The following is a 22,492-nucleotide window of genomic DNA, read 5'->3' as shown; positions in this document are numbered from 1 at the left end:
CGGGCAGTCTGCGCCGCGCGCCAGGTACCCGCACCCGGGCGGGCGTCAGGACGTCAGGAGGTCGAGCGTGCGGCGCTCGGCGACCTGCTGCGAGCGTGTGGGGACGATCGTCTCCCCGCGCTCCCACAGCTCGACGACCCGGGGGTCGATGTACGACGAGCGCGCGACGGTGGGCGTGTTCCCGAGCTCCTCGGCGACGTCCTTCACGACCGCCGCGAGGACGCGGCGGCGACCGCGCTCGCTGCGCGGGGGAGGGCCGGCCTCCGCGAGGCCGCGCGCCGCGAGAACGGTGGCGTGCCAGGTCCTGAAGTCCTTCGGGGTTGCCTCCCCGAGCCGGTCGCGCACGTACCGGCCGACGTCGGCGCTGGTCACGTCGTGCCAGCCGGCGTCGTCGCGCCACGCCAGCAGCTCGGGGCTGACGTCGCGTCGGCGCAGCAGCGTGCGGACCAGCTCGGCGACGACCTCGTCGTCCACCACGGTGTCGCGCACCTGACCGGACTTGGCGGGGAAGAGCAGGTGCACCGCACCGGGGCGGCCGTCCTCGTCGGGCAGGACCCGCACGTGGTCCCGGCGCAGCGTCGCCAGCCCGAACGACCCGTGCCGCCGCGTGTAGCCCTCGGTACCCACGCGCAGGTACGCGCGGTCGAGCAGACGGAAGGCCAGGGCGAGCGCCTTGTCGCGCGGCATGCCGTCCAGCGCCAGGTCGGCGCGCACCCGGCGGCGCGCGGCGGGTAGCCGGCGGGCGACGTCCAGCACGTGCTCGTGCTTGAGCCGCGCCCGTCGCGCCTGCCACTGCTGGTGGTAGAGGTACTGGCGGCGTGCCGCGTCGTCGAGACCGGCGGCCTGGATGTGGCCGTTGGGCCACGGGCTGATCCACACGTCGCGCCATGCCGGCGGGATCGCGAGTGCCCTCACGCGCTGGAGGTGCTCGCGCTCCTCGATGCGCCGGCGGTCCACGTCGAGGTAGACGAACCCGCGCCCGGCCCGGCGCCGGGTCCACCCCGGCTGGTCGAGGCGCACACGTCGCAGGCGGACCATGTCGGAGAGTCTCACCCGGCGACCGCCGTCGCGCGCGTCGAGCAGGAGCGCGGCGGGCCGCGCCCGGCACGTCACCTCACAGGGGGACGCGCACCATGCCCTCCTGCGCGATCGACGCGACCAGCGCGCCCGCACGGTCGAACACCCGTGCCGCTCCCAGGCCTCGGCCGCCCTGCGCGCTGGGCGTCGACTGGGTGAACAGCAGCCAGTCGTCGACGCGCACGTCCCGGTGCCACCACATGGCGTGGTCCAGGCTCGCCATGGACAGTCCCGGGGTGGCCCACGGCAGACCGGCCCGGCGCAGGACCGGCTCGAGCATGATCTGGTCGCACGCGTACGCGAGCAGCGCGCGGTGCAGCAGCTGGTCCTCGGGGACGGGGCCGCGGGCCCGCGCCCACACGCTCTGGCGGCCCAGCGGCGAGTCCGCGTCGGGGCGCATGTAGATGGGGCCCGGGACGTGACGGAGGTCGAACGCCGACTCCTGCGCCCAGAACCTGGCCATCGGGTGGTCGACGTCGCCGAGCACCTCGAGCGCGGAGGCGACCTCGTCCGGGCCGGGCACGTCGGGCATCGCCTCGGCGTACTCGATGCCGGGCTGCTGCTCCTGGAACGACGCGGTCATGGCGAGGATCGGGTTGCCGCCCTGCTGGGCGAGCGCGCGCCGCGCCGAGAACGACCGGCCGTCGCGCAGCCGCTCGACGACGAAGTCGATCGGCGCGGAGTCGTCGCCCGGCCGCAGGAAGTACCCGTGCAGCGAGTGCGGGAGCCTGTCGTCGTCGACCGTGCGTCCCGCCGCGAGCAGCGCCTGCGCCAGCACCTGGCCGCCGAAGACCCGTCCCTGGGGCTGCGGCAGGCTCAGCCCCGCGAAGACGTCGGGCCGCTGCGCGTCCGCGGTCAGGTCGAGGGCGCGCAGGACCGCGCCCACCGGGTCGTGGCCCGCGTCGGGCAGCGTCATGTCAGTCCTCGAAGGTGTTGAGCATGGAGTGGGCCGCGCGCTCGAGGTAGTCCCAGAGCTGCGCCCGGTGCAGCGGGGCGAGGTCGAGCCTGTCGACCGCCGCGCGCATGTGCCGCAGCCACCGGTCGCGGGCGTCGGGGTTGACCTTGTACGGCGCGTGGCGCATGCGCAGGCGCGGGTGGCCGCGCTGGTCCGAGTACGTCGTCGGGCCGCCCCAGTACTGCTCGAGGAAGAGCGTCAGCCGCTCGGCGGCCGGGCCCAGGTCCTCCTCGGGGTACATGGGCTTGAGGACCGGGTCGGCAGCGACGCCCCGGTAGAACTCGTCGACCAGCCGGACGAACGTCTCGTGCCCGCCGACAGCGGCGTAGAACGAGTCGTCTCTCACGGCGTCCATCCTCACATGCGGCGTCGTCCCGTCCGGCGGCGGGCGCGTGTGGGGCGCGCCACGCCGCGGGCGTCACAGCCCGAGCTCGTCCAGGACGGGTAGCCCGGCACGGACGACCGCGCGCGCGTCGGCCGCGCTCGAGGAGTCGGCGGCCCGCCGGGCGAGCACGCGGCACGTCGCGAGGTCCGTGGCGGCGAGCACCGCGGCGACGTCGGGCAGCGCGCGCGGCGTCATCGACAGGGACGTGACGCCCAGCCCGACGAGCACGACGGCCAGCGCGGGGTCGGCGGCGGCCTCACCGCACACGCCGACGGGCCGTGCCTGCGCGGCACCGCCGAGCGCCGTGGACTCGACGAGGCGCAGGACCGCCGGCTGCCAGGCGTCGGACAGGGACGCGACGGCGCCCAGCAGGCGGTCCGCCGCCATCGTGTACTGCGTGAGGTCGTTGGTGCCGATGCTCGCGAACCGGGCGTGCGCGAGCATCGGCCCGGCCAGGAGCGCCGCGCTCGGCACCTCGACCATGATCCCGGCGGTGGTCAGGCCGTGCCGCGCGCAGGCGGCGACGAACTGCTCGGTCTCGTCGACGGTCGACACCATCGGGGCCATCACCCACGTCGTCGTGCCGGGGTGCGCCGCGGCCGCACGGGCGATCGCCGTGAGCTGGTCCTCCAGGACGTCGGGCCGCTCGTGGGCCACGCGCAGCCCGCGCACGCCGAGGGCGGGGTTGGTCTCGGCCGCAGCGTGCAGGAAGGGCAGCGGCTTGTCGGCGCCGGCGTCGAGCGTGCGCACGACGACCTTGCGGCCCGTGAACGCCGACAGCACCCGCCCGTACGCGGCGGTCTGCTCGTCCACGTCGGGGGCCTGCGTGCGGTCGAGGAAGGCGAACTCGGTGCGGAACAGCCCCACGCCCTGCGCCCCCGAGTCGGCGGCGGCCTGCGCCTCGGCGGGGTCGCCGACGTTGGCGAGCAGCTCGACGCGGTGCCCGTCCGCGGTGCGCCCGTCGCCGTCGAACGTGCGCACGGCACCGGCGAGCGCGCGGACGCGCCGCCCCGCCTCGTCGGACGGGTCCGGCGTGACGGTCCCGGCCGCACCGTCCACCAGCAGCAGCGTGCCCTCCGGGACGTCGAGCACGCCCGCCGCCGCCACGACCGCGGGGATGCCGCGCGAGCGGGCGAGGATCGCGGTGTGCGACGTGGGTCCGCCGGCGGCCGTCACGATCGCGACGACCCGCTGCGGGTCCAGGGTCGCGGTGAGCGCCGGGGCGAGGTCCTGGGCGACGAGCACGTAGGGGTGCGCCCGCACGGGGACACCCGGCGCCTGCTGGTCGGTGAGGTGGGCGACGAGCCGGTTGCGCACGTCGACGACGTCACGCACGCGCTCGGCCATGTGCCCGCCGAGCGCCTCGAGCTGGGCCGACACGGCGTCGGCCGCCTCCCACACCGCGCGCTCGGGCACGAGGTGCTCCTCGATCACACGCTGCTGCGCGTCGGCGACGAGCGAGGGGTCGGCGGCCATCGCCGCGGTGGCGTGGAGCAGCGCGGCGCTGTCGCCCTGCGCTGCGAGCGCCGCGGCGTCGAGCTCGTCGCGGACGGCGTCGGCGGACCGGGCGACCCGCTCGGCGGCCGCCTGCCTGTCGGCTCCCGGGGGGAGGCGTCGCCCCGCCGGCGGTTCGGCGACGGGGTCGGGCAGGTGCACCGCCGGACCGACCGCGCGGCCCGGGCTCACGCCGATGCCGACGACGCTGCTGCTGCCCACCCCGGGACCTCCTCGGTACCTGCGACGACGCGGGCACCCGTGCGGGCCTCGTCGTCGTGCCCCAGCAGTCTGTCGCCCGCGCGCGCGGCGGGCCAGCGGCGACACGCGCGCGCGGCGCGTCGCAGTGGGCGGACGGGGGAGCCGCGCGGCTCGCCGCGGCGGTAGCCTGGGTGAGAGACGGACGACACCCGGGGAGAGCCCATTGAGCAAGGCACAGCAGATCCTGGCGGCGCTGGGTGGCGAGACGAACGTCGTCGACCTCGAGCCGTGCATCACCCGGCTGCGGGTCGAGGTCGGTGACGCGGATCTCGTCGACGAGGCCGCGCTCAAGGCGAGCGGCGCGTTCGGCGTCGTGCGCTCGGGTCGCATCGTGCAGGTCATCGTCGGTCCGGAGGCGGACAACCTCGCCGCCGAGCTCGACGGCCTGCGCTGACCACGGCACGCGGGTGACCCTGCTGCGGCTCACGAGCCCCGTGCCCGGCGTCGTGCGACCGCTGTCGGCCGTGCCGGACGAGGTCTTCGCCGGCGAGATGGTCGGGCCGGGCGTGGCGCTCGAGCCGGACCGCAACGGGCGGCAGGACGTGCTGGCGCCGTGCGACGGCGTGGTGGGCGCCCTGCACCCCCACGCGTTCGCGCTCGAGCTGGACGACGGGCGGGGGGTGCTGGTGCACGTCGGCATCGACACCGTGACGCTCGCGGGTCTGGGCTTCGACCTGCGCGTCGAGCGGGGGCAGCGCGTCCGCGCGGGCCAGGTCGTGCTGACCTGGTCGCCCGTGGACGTCGCCGCCGCGGGCCTGTCGACCATGTGCCCGGTGATCGCGCTGCAGGGGGACCCTGCGGCCCTCACGTCGTCGGTCGCCGACGGCGACCACGTGGACGCGGGTCAGGCGTTGCTGGAGTGGGCCCCCGCCCGCTGAGTGCTGCGCGTCACCGCGTCGGGCGCGGCGGCTGGTCGGGCTCGACCGCCTCGTGGACCGGGGTGTCGTGCGGGTCGCGCGTCGGCTCGACGTCCTGCGGGCTGCCGTCCGACGAGGGCTGCGTGGCCGCGTCCGTGCTCGTGTCCGCGTCCACCGGCCCGGCGTCCGTGACCCCGCCGATCCGCTCCCGGTGCGCGACCAGCGCGTCGCGCTGCCCGGCGAGCGGCATCGCGGCCGCCTCGAGCACGCGGCGGACGGCGACCCGCAGGTGGCGGGCCACCTCCCACTGCATCGCCGGTGCCGTCCGCACGGACAGCCGCAGCCCCACGGCGTCGGCCGCCAGCTTCTCGGCTCCCGTGACCGTCGGCTCGCCCTGCAGGTAGGTGCCGACGACCGGGTCCGCGGCGACGTCGCGCGCGGCCTGCCGGAGCAGACCGGATGCCTCGTCGAGGTCGACGAAGTAGTCGACGTCCACCTCGACCACGGCCGTGCTGTAGCCCTGCGTCTTGTTGCCGACGCGGACCATCGAGCCGTTCGGCACGTACCAGAGCGTGCCGTCCTCGTCGCGGATCTTGGTGACGCGCAGGGCCACGGCCTCGACGGTCCCGGTGGCGGGGCCGACGTCGACGACGTCACCGACGCCGTACTGGTCCTCGAGCAGCATGAACAGGCCCGACAGGAAGTCCTTCACCAGGCTCTGCGCACCGAAGCCGACGGCCACGCCCACGATCCCGGCGGAGGCGATGAACGGTGCCAGGTTGACGCCGAGGGAGTCGAGCACGAGCACCGCGGCCAGCGACCAGACGACCACCGAGGCGGTCGAGCGCAGCACCGAGCCGATGGTCCGTGCCCGCTGCGCCCGCCGGGCGTTGGCCAGCGGGTTCGCCTTGAGCAGGACCGAGCCCACCTCGGTCCGTCCGATCGGGCGCAGGACCCCGCGCTCGATCACCGGCTCGCCCTCGGCGATGTGCCGGGTGATGCCGGCGATCGCGCGGCGCAGCAGGAGCAGGACGATCGCGCTGAACACGATGATCAGGACGATGCGCAGGGGGACGCCGACGAACCACTCGCCGAGCTCGGCGAGCCACTGCGGGATGTCCTCGGTGTCCTTCGGCAGCGCCGGCAGGGTGGGGTCGGCGCTCGGGGACATGGTCGACCGCGTCATCGTGCCGCTCCCAGCAGGCCCGTGCGGTCGGCGACGAACTGCAGCTGCTCGACCGACAGCCCGATCGTGCGCGACAGTGCGCGCGCGCCGTGCCCCACGCCGACCTCACGTCGCAGCAGCACCGGCCGCTCGGCGGGGTCCGAGGTCGTCGCGTGCTGCAGCGCCGCGGCGAGCTTGCGGGCGTGCAGCGGGTCGACGCGCGAGTCGCCCTCGAAGACCGTGAAGAGCACCGCGGGGTAGGCCGTGCCCTCGATGACGCGGTGGTATGGCGAGTACCCGAGGAGCCAGCCGAGTTCCTCGGGGTCGTCGGCGTCGCCGTACTCCTCGGTCCACGTGACGCCCATCCCGAAGCGCTGGTACCGGACCATGTCCAGCAGCGGCGCCGAGCACACGGCCGCCGCCCACAGGTCGGGGCGCTGCGTGACGGCCGCCCCCACGAGCAGACCACCGTTGGACCCGCCCCAGCACGCGAGCCGGTCCGGTGTCGTCCAGCCCTCGGCCACCAGGTGCTCCGCGACCGCGTGGAAGTCGTCGAACACGTTCTGCTTCGTGGCCCGCATGCCCGCGCGGTGCCACTCCTCACCCTCCTCGCCGCCGCCGCGCAGGTGGGCGACGACGTACACGCCGCCCGCCTCGACCCACGCGAGCGTGGTGGCCGAGTAGGCGGGGTCGAGGCTGATCTGGAAGCCGCCGTACCCGTACAGGACGGTCGGGGCCGGCGCGAGCGGCCGCCCGTCGACGGCCACGCGGTCGGCGCGTGCGAGCACGAACGCCCGCACGGTCGTGCCGTCGGCGCTCGTGACCTCGATCTGCTGCGTGCGGACCGCCGGTAGGTCGGGCAACGCTCCGGGGGGTGCGGCCCACAGCGTGACGGCGCCCGTGGTCGCGTCGTACCGGTGCACGCGCGGCACCGACACGTGGTCGGTGTACCCGAACCAGACCTCGGGCCCGCCGTCGGGCCGGGTGACGAGCCCGGAGACCGAGCCGAGGCCGGGCAGCGGGAGCTCGCCCGTGCGGGCGCCGGTGCGTGGGTCGTGGACGGTGACCTCGCTAACCGTGTGCCGTCGCCACGCCGCGAGCAGCGCGGTCGGCTGCGACGCGTCGCCCGCGTCGACGAGGGCGACGTCCTCCAGGACTGCGACGTCGTCCTGCGCGAGCAGCGTCACCCAGTGCTCGACGCCGGGCGTCGTGGGGTCCGTGACGGCGAGGCGTCCGCGGGGGGCGTCGAGGTCCGTGTGCACGAAGAGCCGTCCGTCACGGGCGACCCACGCGCCGACCTCGGCGTCGAGGCCGACCGCGACCTCGACGAACGGTGGCGCCTCCAGGGCGCCGGGCGCCGTGAGGTCGGCGATCCAGACGTCGTTGCGCGGTGCCGTGCCGGCCGCGGCCGAGACCAGCAGCCAGCGTCCGTCGCGGCTGACCTGCAGGCCGTAGTAGCTCGTCATGGGCAGCCCCGCGCCGAACACCTCGACGTCCTGGTCCGCGGGCGTGCCGACGCGGTGCAGCCAGACGCGGCGGTGGTACTGCTGCTCGTCGGCGGGCAGCAGGTCGGGCGCGAGGCGGCGCACGTAGTAGAACGCCTCACCGCCCGGCAGCCAGGCGACGGGGGAGTGGCGAGTCCGGTCGATCGGCCCGTCGACCAGCTCGCCCGTCGCGACGTCCAGCACGTGCAGCACGCTCTCCTCGGTGCCGCCGTGCGACACCTTGTAGGCGAGCAGGTCGCCCTCCTTCGAGGGCTGCCACCCGTCCAGGGTCGTCGTGCCGGTCGCGTCGAGCGCGAGCGGGTCGATCAGGACGCGCTCGGTCTCGGTCCCGTCCGGGCCGGGCTCGGCGACGACGACCACGGCGTGCTCCTGGTCGCCCGCGCGCCGGGAGAAGAACCGCCGGTCCCCGCGCCACGCGGGCGCGCTGACGAACCCCGCGCCGAGCAGCGTGCTCAGCCGCGCGTGCAGCGCCTCGTCGGCGAACGGCGTACCGGCGGCCCGGGCCGTCAGCGCGGACCGGTAGGCGCCGTACAGGTCGTCCTGCGCGCCGGACCAGCGCTGCGTGCCCTCGTCGTCGGCGTCCTCGAGGGCCCGGTACGGGTCGGCGACACGTCGGCCGTGGAGCTCCTCGACGAGGTCGGCGCGCTGGGCGACGGGGTAGGTGGCAACGGGTGAGGCGGGACGCGGGTCGTCCCGCAGCGGCTGGGTCGTCACGGTGCCCCAGGCTACGTCGACCGACGGGCCGACTGGCGGACCCGGGGGCGGTACGGGCACGGGAGCTCCGCGACGGGTGGACGTCGGCCGGGTCCCCGGCCCCGCGTCGAGCCGCACGACGCACCCTCTGGCAGGATCGACGTGTGCCCGAGACGACGACCCATGAGGACCTGTGGCGGCTCGCCGCCGCCTACGACGTCGTGCCCGGCTACCGCGGGCACGACGGCCACGACCACGAGGCGAGCGACGAGACCGTCGTCCGGGTGCTCGCCGCCCTCGGCGTCGACGCCTCCTCCCCGGAGCGCATCGCGCTGGCGCTGGCGAACGTCGAGAACACGCCGTGGCGGCGCGTCCTCCCGCCCGTGGTGGTCGTGCGGCAGGGCGAGTCCGTCCAGGTGTCGGTGCACGTGACGCACGGCGACCCCGTCGACGTCTGGCTCGAGATCGAGCCGGACGCGGGTGGCGGTCGCCGCGAGCTGACGCAGGTCGACGTCGTGGTCGAGCCGCGCTCGGTGGACGGGCGCCTGGTCGGGCGCGCGACCTTCGTCGTCCCCGACGACCTGCCGCTGGGCTGGCACGAGCTCCACGCCGAGGGACCCAGCGCGCACGCGCACAGCCCCGTCGTCGTGACACCGCGACGGCTGGAGCTGCCCGAGCGACTGCGGGAGGAGAGCGTCTGGGGGCTCATGGCCCAGCTCTACTCGGTGCGCTCGAGCAGGTCGTGGGGGGTGGGTGACCTTGCAGACCTCGCCGAGCTGGGCTGGCTCGCGGCGCACCGGTGGGGCGCGGACTTCCTGCTGGTCAACCCCCTGCACGCGGCGGAGCCCGTCGAGCCGCTCACCCCGAGCCCCTACCTGCCGACCACGCGCCGCTTCGTCAACCCGCTGTACATCCGCGTGGAGGACGTGCGCGAGACGGCGTACCTGTCCGCCGCGGACCGTGCCCTCGTGGAGTGGGCCGCGGAACCCGTGCTCGCGCTGGACACCGACACCGGGCCGATCGACCGCGACGCAGTCTGGGCCGCCAAGCGTGCCGCGCTCGAGGTCGTGCACGCCCACCCGCGGTCGGCGGCGCGCCAGGCCGCGTTCGACGCCTTCGTCGAGGAGGAGGGCGAGGGGCTGCGCGAGTTCGCGCTGTGGTGCGCGCTCGTCGAGCGGTACGGGCCCGTGGCGGGCTGGAGCGAGGACCTGCGCGACCCGCTGTCCGACGCGGTCGCCGCAGCGGCGGTCGAGCTGGCCGACCGCGTCGTCTTCTGGTCGTGGCTGCAGTGGGTCGCCGACGAGCAGCTCGAGCGCGCGCAGCGGGTCGTGCGCGAGGGCGGCATGGCGCTGGGGATCATGCACGACCTCGCGGTCGGCGTGCACGCCCAGGGCTCCGACGCGTGGGCGCTGCGCGACGTCCTGGCCACCGGTGCGTCCGTGGGCGCCCCGCCCGACATGTACAACCAGCAGGGGCAGAACTGGTCGCAGCCGCCGTGGCACCCCGAGGCGCTCGCGCGCGCCGCGTACCGCCCTTACCGCGACATGCTCCGCACGGTGCTGCGGCACGCGGGGGCCATCCGGATCGACCACGTCATCGGCCTGTTCCGGCTGTGGTGGGTGCCCGTGGGCAACAGCGCCAAGGACGGCGCGTACGTGCGCTACGACCACGACGCCCTCATCGGGATCCTCGCGCTGGAGGCGCACCGCGCCGGTGCGGTCGTCATCGGCGAGGACCTGGGCACCGTCGAGCCCTGGGTGCGCGACTACCTCAACGACCGCGGCATCCTCGGGACGTCGGTGCTGTGGTTCGAGCAGGAGCACGACGGACGCCCCCGCCCTCCCGAGACGTACCGCGAGCTGGCGCTGGCCACCGTGACGACGCACGACCTGCCGCCGACCGCCGGGTACCTCGCGGGGGAGCACGTCACGCTGCGCGACCGCCTCGGGCTGCTGTCGGAGCCCGTCGCCCAGGTGCGTGAGCACGCCGCGGCCGAGCGCGACCGGATGCTCGACGCGCTGCGCGAGCGCGGGCTCCTGGGCCACGACCCCTCCGAGCGGGAGGTCGTCGAGGCACTGCACCGGTGGATCCGCGCGACACCGTCGGTCCTGCACGGGGTCTCCCTGGCCGACGCCGTGGGGGAGCGCCGTGCGCAGAACCAGCCGGGCACCGACCAGGAGTACCCCAACTGGAAGGTGCCGCTCGCCGACGGCACCGGGCGGCTGGTGCTCCTCGACGAACTGTTCACCAACGCACGCGCGCAGTCGCTCGCCGACGCGATGGGCGAGTGAGCGCGCAGCTGTGTCGCGTGCGCGTGGTCGGTGTCTCCGGCGCGGGCAAGACGACCTTCGCTCGCCGTCTCGCCCGGGTGCTGGACGCTCCGCACGTCGAGCTCGACGAGGTGTTCTGGGGGCCGGCGTGGGTCAAGCGCGATCCCGACGAGGCACGCGCCGACCTCCGCGCGCGGACGGCGGGAGCCCGCTGGGTCGTCGACGGCAACTGGGAGTCCCAGGTCCGCGACCTCCTCGACGGCGCGGACACGCTGGTGTGGCTGGACTACCCGCGGCGGACCGTCATGGCACGGGTCGTGCGCCGGACGCTGTGGCGGGGCGTCACGCGGCGCGAGCTGTGGCACGGCAACCGGGAGACGCTCGCGAACCTGCGGCACGCCGACCCGCACCGCAACATCGTCCTGTGGGCCTGGCACAACCACGGCGCAGTGGCCGAGCGGTACGCGCGACGCGCGCAGGCACCGGGGTCGGACGTCGTGCGGCTGCGTGACCCCCGCGCCGCCGAGCGCTGGTTGCGCGCCCTCGAGCACGCCCGCTGACGACCGGGACGCCGACGCCGGGGACGCCGACGCCCGGGACGCCGACGCCCGGGACGCCGACGGCCGGGCACGTCGGTGCCCGGCCGTCGACGTGAGCGGTCAGACGCGGCGCCGGTCGGCCTCCTGCGCGGCCAGCGCGCGGCGCACGCCGTCGCGGGACTCCACCACGAGGCGGCGCAGGGCTGCGGGCGCGTCGGGGTGCGTCGCGAGCCACGTGTCCGTGGCTCCCAGGACTTCCACGGCCGGGTCGTCCGCGAGGACCGTCGGGTAGAGCCCGACGACCACCTTCTGGGCCATCTCGTTGGTCTTGTCCGCCCAGACGCGCTCGAGCTCGGCGAAGTACGGCTCGACCCACGGCACCAGCAGCGCATGGTCGTGCACGCGCGCGAAGCCGCTGATCGTCGCCGCCTGCAGTGCGTTCGGCAGGTCGTCGCCCTGGACGACCGCCGCCCACGCGCGCTCCTTGGCCTCGGTCGTCGGCACGGCGGCGCGGGCCGCCGCGGCGGCACGCTGCCCGGTGGCTGTCGGGTCGGCGGCCTGCTGGGCCGCGATGTCGGCGTCGCCCGCGCGGCCACCCGCGACGAGGGCGGTGAGCAGCTCCCAGCGCAGGTCCGTGTCGACGGACAGGCCCTCGAGCGCGCGACGCCCGTCGAGGACCTCGCTGACCACGTCGAGCTGCGCCGCCGTGCGGGCGCGGCTCGCGAACGCCTTGACGAGCTGCAGCTGCTGGTCGGACCCCGCCGGTGCGGCCTGCGCGAGCTCGAGCAGGCGGTCGGCCGCCGCGGTGGCGGTCGCCTCCCGGTGCTCGGGCGCCACGTACAGGTCGAGCGCCGTGGTGAGCTGACGCAGGAGCACGAGGATCACGGACGAGTCCGTCTCGTGGGCGACGTTGCCGAGCATGAGCTCGACGAAGTCCCGCGCGGGCGTCTCGCCGTCGCGCGTCGCGTCCCAGGCCGCGTTCCACACGAGCGTGCGGGGCAGGGAGTCGGTGAACTTGTCGAGGTGCGACACCGACGTGGCGAGCGACACGGGGTCCAGGCGGACCTTCGCGTAGGCCAGGTCGTCGTCGTTGACCAGGATCAGCGCCGGCCGACGCACGCCGAGGAGCTCGGGGACCTCCGTGCGCGGGCCGTCGACGTCGAGCTCGACGCGCACCGTCCGGACCAGGCGCGCGTCGGCGCCCTCGCCGACCAGGTCGTAGCCGCCGACCGCGAGGCGGTGCGGACGCTGGACCGGGTGCTCGTCCGGCACCTCCTGCAGGACGGCGAACGAGGTGATGACGTCGTCCGCGTCGACCTCGATCGCCGGCCGCAGGAGCGTGACGCCCGCCTTCTCCAGCCACAGCGCCGACCAGGCCGACAGGTCGCGGCCGCTCGTGGTCTCCAGCTCGCGCAGCAGGTCGCGCAGCTCGGTGTTGCCCCACGCGTGGCGGTCGAAGTACGCGCGGACCCCCGCGAAGAAGTGGTCCTCACCGACCCACGCGACGAGCTGCCGGAGCACCGACGCGCCCTTGGCGTACGTGATGCCGTCGAAGTTGACCTCGACGTCCTCGAGGTCGCGCATGTCCGCGACGATCGGGTGCGTCGAGGGCAGCTGGTCCTGCCGGTAGGCCCAGGACTTCTCGAGCGAGGAGAACGTGGTCCACGCGCTCGTCCAGGGCGTCGCCTCGGCGGTGGCGAGGGTCGACGCGTACTCCGCGAACGACTCGTTGAGCCACAGGTCGTCCCACCAGCGCATCGTCACGAGGTCGCCGAACCACATGTGCGCGAGCTCGTGCAGGATCGTGACCGCGCGGCGCTCGACGGTCGCGTCCGGCACCTTGGAGCGGAAGACGTAGGACTCGAGGAACGTCACGGCGCCGGCGTTCTCCATCGCACCGGCGTTGAACTCGGGGACGAAGAGCTGGTCGTACTTCACGAACGGGTACGGGTGACCGAACCGCTCCTCGTAGAACGCGAAGCCGGCACGCGTGATCTCGAGGATGTTGTCGGTGTCGAGGTGCTGCGCGAGGGACGACCGGCAGTACACGCCGAGCGGGATCGTGCGGCCGTCGCTGCTGGTCAGCTCGCTGTGCTCGCCGTGGTACGGCCCCGCGACGACCGCGGTGATGTAGGACGAGATGGGCGGCGTCGTGTCGAACCGCCACGTCGCGGTGCCCTCGTCGCGGCCCCCGTTGAGGTTGCGGCCGCCCTCCACGCGCTGCGGCATGCCCAGCTGCGGGTAGTTCGACACCACGGTCCAGTGCGCGGGCGCCGTCACGGTGAACGCGAACGTCGCCTTGAGGTCCGGCTGCTCGAAGACGGCGAACACCCGGCGGGAGTCGGCCACCTCGAACTGGCTGTACAGGTACACCTCGTCGTCGACGGGGTCGACGAACCGGTGCAGCCCCTCACCGGTGTTCATGTAGGCGCACTCGGCGACGACCGTCAGCTCGTTCTCCTCGGCGAGGTCGTCGAGCCGGATGCGGGAGTCGGAGACGACGTCCGCGACGTCCAGGCTGCGCCCGTTCAGGACCACCTCGTGCACCGTCGGGGCGATGAGGTCGACGAACGTGCTGGCACCCGCTGCCGCGGAGAACGTCACCGTCGAGCGCGACGCGAAGGTCTCGGGTCCTGTCGTCAGGTCGAGCTGGACGTCGTAGGCGTGCGTGCGGACCAGGGCGGCGCGCTCGGCCGCCTCGGCGCGGGTGAGGTTCTCTCCGGGCACGGATGCTCTCCGATCGATCTGCGGCGGTGGCCACGAGGGGCTGCAGCGGCGACCGGGCGGTCGGCGACGACCGGAGGTCGGGTCGGGGCCGTGGCGAGGCGCCACCGTGTCGCTGGTGCGCGACCGCACGATCATGCCACGGGGGTCCCGCACGGCCGGGGAGCGGAGCGGGATGTGCACCCCGGCGCCGGAAGGGGCACACTCTGGCACGACCCGTCAGCGAGAGGAGACCGCGTGCCCGTCGTCGACTTCTGGTTCGACCCCGCGTGCCCGTGGGCGTGGATGACGTCCCGCTGGATGGACGAGGTCGCGCGCGTCCGGGACGTCGAGGTCCGGTGGCACGTCATGAGCCTGTCCGTCCTCAACGAGGGGCGTGACCTGCCCGACGGCTACCGCGAGCTGCTGGACGCCTCCTGGGGCCCGGTGCGCGTGCTGGTCGCCGCCGCGCGGGACCACGGGGACCAGGTCCTCAAGCCGCTGTACGACGCCATGGGCACGCGCCGGCACCCCGGCGGGAGGTCCGACACCGCGGCGATCGTCGCCGAGTCGCTCGCCGAGGTCGGCCTGCCGGCGTCCCTCGCGGACGTCGCCGCCACCGACGAGGTCGACGACCTGCTGCGGGCCTCGCACCAGCAGGCCATGGAGCTCGTCGGCGACGAGGTCGGGACGCCGGTCGTCGCGATCGACGGCGTCGGCTTCTTCGGGCCCGTCATCACCCCGGCGCCGAAGGGCGAGGACGCGGGCCGGCTCTTCGACGGTCTCGCGCTCGTCACGAGCGTCCCCGGGTTCTACGAGCTGAAGCGCACGCGCACGCAGGGGCCGGTGTTCGATACCACGGAGGCGCAGAAGGCGTGAGAGCTCCGGAGCTGCTGCGCGGTCTGAGCCGGGGCATGCAGGCGTTCGTCCTCATCGACGTGCTGCTCGTGCTGCTGCTCGTCGTGGTGCTCGCGGCGACCCTGCCCGGCGGGGGCGGGTCGGGCGACGCAGCGTCGGCAGCGACCACCACCTCGACGCCGACGGCGACGTCGGACGTCGGCGACGGCGACGAGGACGGCGAGGGCCGCCCGGACGAGACCGTCGCGTTCACGCTGCCCAGCGGGAACATCGCGTGCGAGATGGGCGTCGAGGGTGTGTTGTGCAGCATCCGCAGCTTCACCTACGCGCCGCCGCAGGTCACCGGCTGCGAGGCCGAGACCGGGCACCTCCTGCGGCTCGACGCCGAGGGCTTCGGCTTCGTGTGCGAGGACGACGACGCCCCGCGGGTGACCGCCGACGGCCCCGAGCTCACGTACGGGCTCCGGGAGACCGTCGGTGACTACACGTGCGCGTCGGGGACCGACGGCGTGACGTGCACGGACGCCGGCGGGATCGGGTTCCGGCTGGCGCGCGCCCAGTGGAACGCGCTGCCCTGAGACCCGTCCCGCCGTCCCGCGTCACCAGATGCGGACGCGGTCCTCCGGGTCCAGCCACAGGGCGTCGGTCGGCTGCACGTCGAACGCCGTGTAGTACTCGTCGATGTTGCGCACCACGCCGTTGCAGCGGAACTCGTCCGGTGCGTGCGGGTCCACCGCGAGCCGCCGGATGATCTCCTCGTCCCGGCCCTTCGTCCGCCAGGAGTGCGCCCAGCCGATGAACAGGCGCTGGAGCCCGGTGTACCCGTCGAGCACGGGGGCCTCGGAGAGCGGACGGCCGAGCGCGATCTCGTAGGCGCGGACCGCGATGGCCAGGCCGCCGAGGTCGCCGATGTTCTCCCCGATCGTCAGCTCGCCGTTGACGTGGTGGCTGCCGCCGAGCTGGCGCGGCGAGAACTGCGCGTACTGGTCGACCAGCGACTTGGTCCGGCGCTCGAACTCGGCGCGGTCCTCGGCCGTCCACCAGTCGACCAGCCGGCCGTCGCCGTCGTACTTCGACCCCTGGTCGTCGAACCCGTGGCCGATCTCGTGGCCGATGACGGCGCCGATGCCGCCGTAGTTCACCGCGTCGTCCGCGTCGGCGTCGAAGAACGGCGGCTGCAGGATGGCGGCCGGGAAGACGATCTCGTTCATGCCGGGGTTGTAGTACGCGTTGACGGTCTGCGGCGTCATGAACCACTCGTCGCGGTCGATCGGCCGGCCGATCTTGTGCAGCTCGCGGTCGAGCTCGAACGCGTGGGACCGCCGCACGTTGCCCAGCAGGTCGTCGGCGCGCACCTCGAGCGCGGAGTAGTCGCGCCACCGCACGGGGTACCCGATCTTCGGTGTGAACTTCTCGAGCTTCTCCAGCGCGCGACGGCGGGTGTCCTCACCCATCCACTCGAGCGACGTGATCGACTCCCGGTAGGCCTCGACGAGGTGCGCCACGAGCGTGTCCATGCGCTCCTTGTGCGACGGCGGGAAGTGGCGCTCGACGTAGACCTTCCCGACGGCCTCCCCGAGTGCGCCCTGCACCAGGGAGACGCCCCGCTTCCAGCGCTCGCGGACCTGCGGCGAGCCGGACAGCGTGCGGCCGTAGAAGTCGAAGTTGGCCTCGACCAGCTCGTCCGTCAGGTACGCGGCGCGCGCCGACACCGCGTGGTACGTGGCCCAGGCCTTCCAGTCGGCCAGCGGCACCTCGGCCCACAGGCTCGCGAAGCCCTCGGCGAACGACGGCTCGCGCACCACCAGCCGGTCGAGCGCGTCCTGCGGCGCACCGAGGGCCGCCACCCACGCGCGCCAGTCGAACGTCGGGGCGCGCTCGGCGAGCTCGGCCAGCGTGAGCGCGTTGTACGTCAGCTCGGCGTCGCGGTCCTTGACGACGTCCCAGTGGTGGCCCGCCAGCCGCGACTCGAGCGCGACGACGCGCGCCGCGAGGTCCTCGGGGTCGCCGGCCGCGACGACCTCGGACACCGGCGCCGCGAGCCGCAGCATGCGGGCGACGTGCGGCAGGTACTTCTCGCGCACCGCGGCGTGCTGCTCCTCGCGGTAGTACGCCTCGTCGGGCAGGCCGAGACCGCCCTGCACCAGGTGGACGACGTACGTGTCGGGGTCCTTGGCGTCGTTGTCCACGTACAGGTCGACGGCCGACACGGCGCCCGTGCGCTGCAGCGTGCCCAGCGCCACCGTCAGGTCGGCAGGCGTCGTCGCGCCGTCGACGAGGGCGAGGTCCTCCCGCAGCGGCTCGACGCCCGCGGCGGACACCGCGTCGGTGTCCATGAAGCTCGCGTACAGCGCGCCGATCTTGGCCTCGACACCCGTGGCGTCGCCCTCGCCGGCAGCGGCGGCCGCGTCGGTGATGATGGCCAGCACCTGGCGCTCGGCCTCGTCGTACAGCGCTCGGAACGGGCCGTCCATCGCACGGTCGGGCGGGATCTCGTACGACGCGATCCACCGTCCGTTGACGAAGGCGTCGAGGTCGTCCTGGGGTCGGGCGGCCGGGTCGAGGTCGTCCAGGGGGATTCCGCTGCGCGTCATGGCGACAGCCTACGAACTGCCGGTGACATCCGGGGGCCCGGCCTGCGGCAGGATGTGCACATGCGCATCCACGTCGCCGCCGACCATGCCGGGTACGAGCTGAAGGTCGCGCTCGTCGAGCACCTGCGTGCCGCCGACCACGAGGTCGTCGACCACGGTGCCTTCGAGTACGACGACCAGGACGACTACCCGGCGTTCTGCTTCTCCGCCGGCGAGGCCGTCGTCGCCGACCCCGGCTCGCTGGGCGTCGTCATCGGCGGCTCGGGCAACGGCGAGCAGATCGCCGCGAACAAGGTGACCGGCGTGCGCGCGGCGCTCGCGTGGAACCTGGACACCGCGCGCCTGGGCCGCCAGCACAACGACGCCAACGTCGTCGCGATCGGCGCGCGGCAGCACTCGGTCGACGAGGCGCTCGAGCTGGTCGACGCGTTCGTCGCCGAGCCCTTCAGCGGCAACCCGCGCCACGCCCGCCGGATCGAGCAGCTCGCCGCCTACGAGGCCGCGCGCGCCTGAGCGCGTCCGGGTGGCGGCGTCCGGTACGCCGCCACCCGACCCCGCCCGCGGACCTCAGAAGATCCAGGGGCAGACGGGGGCCAGCGGCGAACCGAACGTCGTCGTGAGCCGGGCCAGGTCACGGTCCTCGCCGAGCACGAGCCCCGCCGTGCCCAGCGCCGTCGCCGAGCGGCCGCCGAGGTACAGCGCACCGAGCTCGCGCACGTCGAGGCGGACCTCGGCCTCGGCGTCGGTCCGGGTGACCTCGGCGTCGCCCGCGGCGTCCACGACGAGCCGCCACCGGCCCGCGTTCGCGGGCAGCAGCGTGTCGGTGACCTCGAGGACCACGTCGGCGGGCCCGGCGTACGTGCGGGCGGCGAGGGCCGTCGGCAGGTCGAGCAGACGGACCCACATGTTGTCGTTGAGGCGGCGCCGCGTCGGGCGGGTGTCGACGAGCAGCTGGAGCAGCGGGTCGTCGACGGGGAGCAGGGGCGTCTCGACGGTGGCGGTCAGGTCGAGGTCCAGCAGGAAGGACCACAGCCGGTGCGTCGCGGCCGCGTCCACCGCGGAGGCCTGACGGACCTTCACGGTGAAGTCCGGTCCGCCCTCGCCCCAGGAGTCCTTGCGCGCGAGCACCGCCAGGCCGCGGACGTCGTCGCCGGCGCGGACGGTCGCCAGCAGCAGGGGCTCGAAGCCGTGCCGCCAGCTGGGCGGGTCACCCACGCTGCGCGCCTGCAGCGCGGGCGTCGCCCGCGGCATCCACCCGGGCCGACCACGCCCCGCCTGCACGTGCAGCTCCTCGACGAGCCCCGCGTGCTGCGCCGGGTCGACGCGCTCGAGCCGCACCGTGAGGTCCTGCGAGCCGGCGACGGGGCGAAGCGCGGCACCGCGCGGCAGGGTCAGCCGCACGTCGTCGGCCGCGCTGCCGTAGCCGAACCGCCCGTAGATCGACGACTCGGCGGCGAAGAGCGCGGAGACCGGCTCACCGCGCTCGAGCGACCGCTCGACGTGGGTGCTGATCATCGACCGCAGCAGGCCCCGGCGGCGGTGGTCGGGGCGGACCGCGACCCACGTGAGGCCCGAGCACGCGACCTGCCCGCCCGGGACCGGCATCGCGAACTCGTAGGAGCCGTGCACGGCCGCGTACTGGCCGTCCGGGCCCTCGACGGCCATGAGGCGGTCGAGCGGGATCGGGAAGGGCAGGAGCCGCTCGACCTCCGGATCCGGGGAGGTCGCGAACGCGAGCTGGTCGACGGTGCGGAACTCGTCGACGCGCTCGGGCGGGACGACGGCGGTGCGGTACCCGGCAGGCAGCGTGGTCATCGGGTCATCCTGCCGCTGCGGCGTGCGGCGACGCACGGCCTTTCCCCGGTTCGCCGGACCGGACCTCTAGGCTCGGACCGTGACCAGCTCCCGGCCCGGCGCCCCCACGGGGTGGGTGTCGCGGGTGCTGGCGGGCTGGGCCGTCGGGCCGCAGCCGCTCGTCGGGATCGCGCTCTGCCTGCTCGCGGTGGTCTACGCCGGCGCGGTGCACTGGCGCCCCGAGTGGTTCGCGGCCTCCGGGCTGCTCCTGGTGCTGCTCGTCGGCGCGTTCGTCCTGCGGTGGCGGTGGCTGCTGGTGCTCGTCTCGTTCGTCGTGCTGCTCACGGCGGGGCTCGCGGTCGCCGCCGTCGTGAACGCCGGCGAGATCGCGGTGCTGGTGCTCGCCTGCGGTGCCGTGGTCACCTTCGGCGTCGAGCGGGAACGGCTCGGCCTGCAGGGCGCCCCGGGTGCGCTCATGCTCGTGGACCTGCGCGACCGGCTCGCGGCCGGCGGCCGGCTGCCGGACCTGCCCGCCGTGTGGCAGGTGGACGCCGAGGTGCGCTCGGCGCACGCCGCGGCCTTCTCGGGCGACTTCGTCGTCGCGCACCGGGCCGGGTCCTCGTTCGAGGTGGTGCTCGTGGACGTGTCCGGCAAGGGCCAGGCCGCCGGGGTGCGCGCCCTGCAGCTGCAGGGGGCGCTCGGTGGGCTGCTCGGTGCGCTCCCGTTCGAGAGCTTCCTGCCGGCGGCCAACCGGTACCTGCTGAGCCAGGGGTGGGACGAGGGGTTCGCGACGGCCGCGCACCTGACGATCGACCTGACGACGGGCGCGTTCCGCGTCGCGATCGCCGGGCACCCGCCGCCGGCGCTGCTGCACGCGGGCTCGGGGCGCATCGAGGTCCTCGACCCCCCGGGCGGCATCGCGCTCGGTGTGGTCGACGACATGACCCCCGGGGTCCTCGGCGGCGTCCTGCTCGCCGGCGACGCGGTCGTCCTGTACACCGACGGCCTCGTGGAGGCGCCCGGGCGTGACGTCGACCAGGGCATCGACCGGCTGCTCGGGGTCGTCGAGACGATGGTCGCCGCACGGCCCGGCAGCGCCCACGAGGTCCTCGCGGGTGTGCGGGCGGCGGAGGACGACGACCGTGCGGTCGTCGTCGTGCGGCGGCGCTGACGGTGCCGGACGAGCGGACGGACTACGTCGACGAGGTGCACGACCTCGTCGCCCGGATCCCCGCCGGCAGGGTCATGACGTACGGGCTCATCGCGGAGGTGCTCGTCGACCGTGCGGCCGCCGTCGGCCGCCCACCGCGCGGTGGACCGCGTCAGGTCGGACGCGCGATGGCCCACGGCGGTGACGTGCCGTGGTGGCGCGTCGTCACCGCCGCGGGCCGCCCGCCCGCGTGCCACGAGGGCCGCGCGCTCGCCCACCTGCGGGCCGAGGGCACGCCGCTGACCGACGACGGCGAGCGCGTGCGGGTGCGCGAGGCGGTCTGGTTCCCCGAGGACTGAGCAGCCGGCGCCACGCTCAGCCGAGCGCGCGCCGTGACGAGATGACCCCCGTGTCGAACCCGGCCAGGTGCAGGCCGCCGTGGAACCGCGCGTGCTCGATCTTCACGCAGCGGTCCATGACGACGTCGAGGCCCCCGGCTTCCCCGCGCCGCGCGACGTCCTCGTGCCAGGACCCGAGCTGCAGCCACAGGGTCCTCGCGCCCACCGCGAGCGTCTCGTCGAGCACGGTCGGCAGGTCGTCGTGGCGGCGGAACACGTCGACGAGGTCCGGGACGACCGGCAGCGCGTCGAGCGACGGGTAGACGGGCCGGCCGAGGATCTCGTCGGCGCGCGGGTTGACGAAGTACACGTCGTACGGCGAGCTGGACAGCAGGTACGTCGCCACGAAGTACGACGCGCGGGCCGGGTTGCTCGACGCCCCGACGATCGCGATCGAGCGCGTCGCGCGCAGGATCGACAGCCGCTCCGGGGCGCTCGGCCCCTGCCAGGTGCGTGCGCTCATCGGGCGTCCTCTCGTGTCGTGCCGGTGGCGGCGGTCAGCGCCTGGTCGAGGTCCCACAGGATGTCGGCGGCGTCCTCGATGCCGACGCTGATGCGCACCAGGTCCTCGGGCACGCCCGCGGCGGCGAGCTGCTCCGCGGACAGCTGCTGGTGCGTCGTCGAACCGGGGTGGATGACGAGCGTGCGGGCGTCACCGACGTTGGCCAGGTGGCTCGCGAGTTGCAGCGACTCGATGAAGTGGCGCCCGATCTCGCGTCCCGTGAGCTCCGGGGTGGCGGCGAGCCGGAACGCCATGACCGACCCGGGCCCCAGCGGCAGGTACCGCAGGGCGCGTTCGTGGTGGGGGTGCGACTCGAGGCCCGCCCAGAGCACCGACGCGATCCGCGGGTCCGACTCCAGCCACGTCGCGACCTCGCGCGCGTTGGCGAGGTGCGCGTCGATGCGCTGCGGCAGCGTCTCGACGCCCTGCAGCAGCTGGAACGCCGACTGCGGGGACAGGGCCGGGCCGATGTCGCGCAGCTGCTCGGAGCGCAGCTTGGTGAGGAACCCGTACTCGCCGAAGTTCTCCCACCAGCGCACGCCGCCGTACGACGCGACGGGCTCGGTCATCGTGGGGAAGCGCCCGTTGCCCCAGTCGAACCGGCCGGACTCCACGATCACGCCGCCGAGCGTGGTGCCGTGCCCGCCGAGGAACTTGGTCGCGGAGTGGATCACGATGTCCGCGCCGTGCTCGATGGGCCGCACCAGGTACGGGGTGGACAGCGTCGAGTCGACCACGAGCGGCACGCCGGCGGCGTGCGCGACCTCGGCCAGCCCCGCGAGGTCGGCGATCTCGCCGGACGGGTTGGCGATCACCTCGGTGTAGACGGCCTTCGTCTCCGGACGGATCGCCGCGGCGTAGTCGGCGGGGTCGGTGCCGGGGACGAACGTCGTCTCGACACCGAACCGGCGCAGCGTGACGTCGAGCTGCGTGACCGTGCCGCCGTACAGCTGGGCCGAGGCGACGATGTGGTCGCCCGCGCCGGCCAGCGCGGCGAACACGAGGAACTCGGCGGCCATGCCGGACGCGGTGGCGACCGCACCGATGCCGCCCTCGAGCGACGCGATGCGCTCCTCGAACGCCGCCACGGTGGGGTTGCCGATCCGGGAGTAGATGTTGCCGTACTTCTGCAGCGCGAACAGGTTCGCGGCGTCGGTGGTGTCGTCGAAGACGAACGACGTCGTCTGGTAGATCGGCACGGCGCGTGCGCCCGTGGTGGCGTCGGGGATGCCGCCGGCGTGCAGGGCGCGGGTGCGGAAGCCGAAGCGGTGCTCGCTCACGGTGCTCCTGTC

The 22,492-nt window shown here is 74.6% G+C and carries 20 protein-coding genes; 9 read left to right on the top strand and 11 right to left on the bottom strand.

The window, feature by feature from the left end:
- Nucleotides 1–45 precede the first annotated feature (45 nt).
- The 4 genes from IR158_RS03370 to ptsP all read right to left on the bottom strand — a co-directional run bounded on the left by IR158_RS03370 (nt 46) and on the right by ptsP (nt 4,133).
- Nucleotides 46–1,038: a DNA topoisomerase IB gene (locus IR158_RS03370; protein ID WP_291809552.1), complete on the bottom strand. Its 993-nt coding sequence runs from the start codon at nt 1,036–1,038 to the stop codon at nt 46–48.
- A 76-nt stretch (nt 1,039–1,114) separates the two neighbouring features.
- The gene (locus tag IR158_RS03365; protein WP_291809500.1) at nt 1,115–1,993 is read right to left on the bottom strand and encodes an acyl-CoA thioesterase II; all 879 of its coding nucleotides are present in this window, start codon (nt 1,991–1,993) and stop codon (nt 1,115–1,117) included.
- 1 nt (nt 1,994) lies between these two features.
- A complete protein-coding gene (locus tag IR158_RS03360; protein ID WP_291809497.1) occupies nt 1,995–2,378 on the bottom strand; it encodes a globin in 384 nt (127 codons plus the stop codon).
- A gap of 72 nt (nt 2,379–2,450) precedes the next feature.
- Nucleotides 2,451–4,133 carry a phosphoenolpyruvate--protein phosphotransferase gene (gene ptsP / locus IR158_RS03355; RefSeq protein ID WP_291809493.1) on the bottom strand — a complete coding sequence of 561 codons (1,683 nt, stop codon included), beginning with the start codon at nt 4,131–4,133 and terminating at the stop codon, nt 2,451–2,453.
- Between ptsP and IR158_RS03350 the strand changes: the two genes are divergently transcribed.
- Entirely contained in the window at nt 4,108–4,566 is a 459-nt protein-coding gene (locus IR158_RS03350) for a PTS glucose/sucrose transporter subunit IIB (RefSeq protein ID WP_291809490.1), read from the top strand. The genes ptsP and IR158_RS03350 overlap by 26 nt on opposite strands.
- A gap of 13 nt (nt 4,567–4,579) precedes the next feature.
- The gene (locus IR158_RS03345) at nt 4,580–5,050 is read left to right on the top strand and encodes a PTS glucose transporter subunit IIA (protein WP_291809488.1); all 471 of its coding nucleotides are present in this window, start codon (nt 4,580–4,582) and stop codon (nt 5,048–5,050) included.
- Between the two features lie 10 nt (nt 5,051–5,060).
- Here IR158_RS03345 and IR158_RS03340 read toward each other — a convergent pair whose 3' ends face one another.
- Together IR158_RS03340 and IR158_RS03335 are read right to left on the bottom strand one after the other, a co-directional pair.
- Nucleotides 5,061–6,215, bottom strand: coding sequence for a mechanosensitive ion channel family protein (locus tag IR158_RS03340; RefSeq protein ID WP_291809485.1), 1,155 nt, complete (start codon nt 6,213–6,215; stop codon nt 5,061–5,063).
- Complete coding sequence (locus IR158_RS03335) at nt 6,212–8,413, bottom strand: prolyl oligopeptidase family serine peptidase (RefSeq protein ID WP_291809482.1); 2,202 nt, start codon at nt 8,411–8,413, stop codon at nt 6,212–6,214. Before IR158_RS03335 ends, IR158_RS03340 begins: the two co-directional genes overlap by 4 nt.
- 143 nt (nt 8,414–8,556) lie before the next feature.
- On the opposite strand from IR158_RS03335, the gene malQ reads away from it, so the two are divergent.
- Together malQ and IR158_RS03325 are read left to right on the top strand one after the other, a co-directional pair.
- Nucleotides 8,557–10,683 carry a 4-alpha-glucanotransferase gene (malQ, locus tag IR158_RS03330; RefSeq protein WP_291809479.1) on the top strand — a complete coding sequence of 709 codons (2,127 nt, stop codon included), beginning with the start codon at nt 8,557–8,559 and terminating at the stop codon, nt 10,681–10,683.
- A gap of 17 nt (nt 10,684–10,700) precedes the next feature.
- Nucleotides 10,701–11,222, top strand: a complete 522-nt coding sequence (locus tag IR158_RS03325; RefSeq protein ID WP_291809476.1) for an AAA family ATPase — start codon at nt 10,701–10,703, stop codon at nt 11,220–11,222.
- A gap of 99 nt (nt 11,223–11,321) precedes the next feature.
- Here IR158_RS03325 and pepN read toward each other — a convergent pair whose 3' ends face one another.
- Nucleotides 11,322–13,928 (bottom strand): aminopeptidase N, encoded by a 2,607-nt coding sequence (gene pepN / locus IR158_RS03320; protein ID WP_291809473.1) that lies wholly within the window; start codon nt 13,926–13,928, stop codon nt 11,322–11,324.
- Between the two features lie 234 nt (nt 13,929–14,162).
- Here pepN and IR158_RS03315 point away from each other — a divergent pair, with 234 nt between their 5' ends.
- Both IR158_RS03315 and IR158_RS03310 read left to right on the top strand, forming a co-directional pair.
- Nucleotides 14,163–14,783: a DsbA family protein gene (locus tag IR158_RS03315; RefSeq protein WP_291809471.1), complete on the top strand. Its 621-nt coding sequence runs from the start codon at nt 14,163–14,165 to the stop codon at nt 14,781–14,783.
- The gene (locus tag IR158_RS03310; protein ID WP_291809468.1) at nt 14,780–15,340 is read left to right on the top strand and encodes a hypothetical protein; all 561 of its coding nucleotides are present in this window, start codon (nt 14,780–14,782) and stop codon (nt 15,338–15,340) included. The genes IR158_RS03315 and IR158_RS03310 overlap by 4 nt, the downstream gene beginning before the upstream one ends.
- Nucleotides 15,341–15,361: 21 nt before the next feature.
- On the opposite strand, the gene IR158_RS03305 is transcribed toward IR158_RS03310, so the two are convergent.
- Complete coding sequence (locus IR158_RS03305) at nt 15,362–17,356, bottom strand: M13-type metalloendopeptidase (RefSeq protein WP_291809464.1); 1,995 nt, start codon at nt 17,354–17,356, stop codon at nt 15,362–15,364.
- 60 nt (nt 17,357–17,416) lie between these two features.
- Here IR158_RS03305 and IR158_RS03300 point away from each other — a divergent pair, with 60 nt between their 5' ends.
- Nucleotides 17,417–17,869: a ribose-5-phosphate isomerase gene (locus IR158_RS03300; RefSeq protein WP_291809459.1), complete on the top strand. Its 453-nt coding sequence runs from the start codon at nt 17,417–17,419 to the stop codon at nt 17,867–17,869.
- 54 nt (nt 17,870–17,923) lie between these two features.
- Here the strand turns inward: IR158_RS03300 and IR158_RS03295 are convergent, their stop codons facing one another.
- Entirely contained in the window at nt 17,924–19,171 is a 1,248-nt protein-coding gene (locus IR158_RS03295) for a GNAT family N-acetyltransferase (RefSeq protein WP_291809456.1), read from the bottom strand.
- 79 nt (nt 19,172–19,250) lie between these two features.
- Here IR158_RS03295 and IR158_RS03290 point away from each other — a divergent pair, with 79 nt between their 5' ends.
- Both IR158_RS03290 and IR158_RS03285 read left to right on the top strand, forming a co-directional pair.
- Nucleotides 19,251–20,321, top strand: coding sequence for a PP2C family protein-serine/threonine phosphatase (locus tag IR158_RS03290; protein ID WP_291809453.1), 1,071 nt, complete (start codon nt 19,251–19,253; stop codon nt 20,319–20,321).
- Between the two features lie 2 nt (nt 20,322–20,323).
- Nucleotides 20,324–20,659, top strand: coding sequence for an MGMT family protein (locus IR158_RS03285; RefSeq protein ID WP_291809450.1), 336 nt, complete (start codon nt 20,324–20,326; stop codon nt 20,657–20,659).
- A 16-nt stretch (nt 20,660–20,675) separates the two neighbouring features.
- On the opposite strand, the gene IR158_RS03280 is transcribed toward IR158_RS03285, so the two are convergent.
- Both IR158_RS03280 and IR158_RS03275 read right to left on the bottom strand, forming a co-directional pair.
- On the bottom strand, nt 20,676–21,161 hold the full coding sequence (locus IR158_RS03280) for a CoA-binding protein (RefSeq protein WP_291809448.1): 486 nt from the start codon (nt 21,159–21,161) through the stop codon (nt 20,676–20,678).
- Nucleotides 21,158–22,480 (bottom strand): O-acetylhomoserine aminocarboxypropyltransferase/cysteine synthase family protein, encoded by a 1,323-nt coding sequence (locus IR158_RS03275; RefSeq protein WP_291809445.1) that lies wholly within the window; start codon nt 22,478–22,480, stop codon nt 21,158–21,160. Before IR158_RS03275 ends, IR158_RS03280 begins: the two co-directional genes overlap by 4 nt.
- Between the last annotated feature and the right edge of the window lie 12 nt (nt 22,481–22,492).

Source organism: Cellulomonas sp. (assembly GCF_015234515.1).
GTDB lineage: Bacteria > Actinomycetota > Actinomycetes > Actinomycetales > Cellulomonadaceae > Cellulomonas.
The sequence above is the reverse complement of the archived record's forward strand: the minus strand, read 5'-3'. Positions and strand labels throughout refer to the sequence as shown.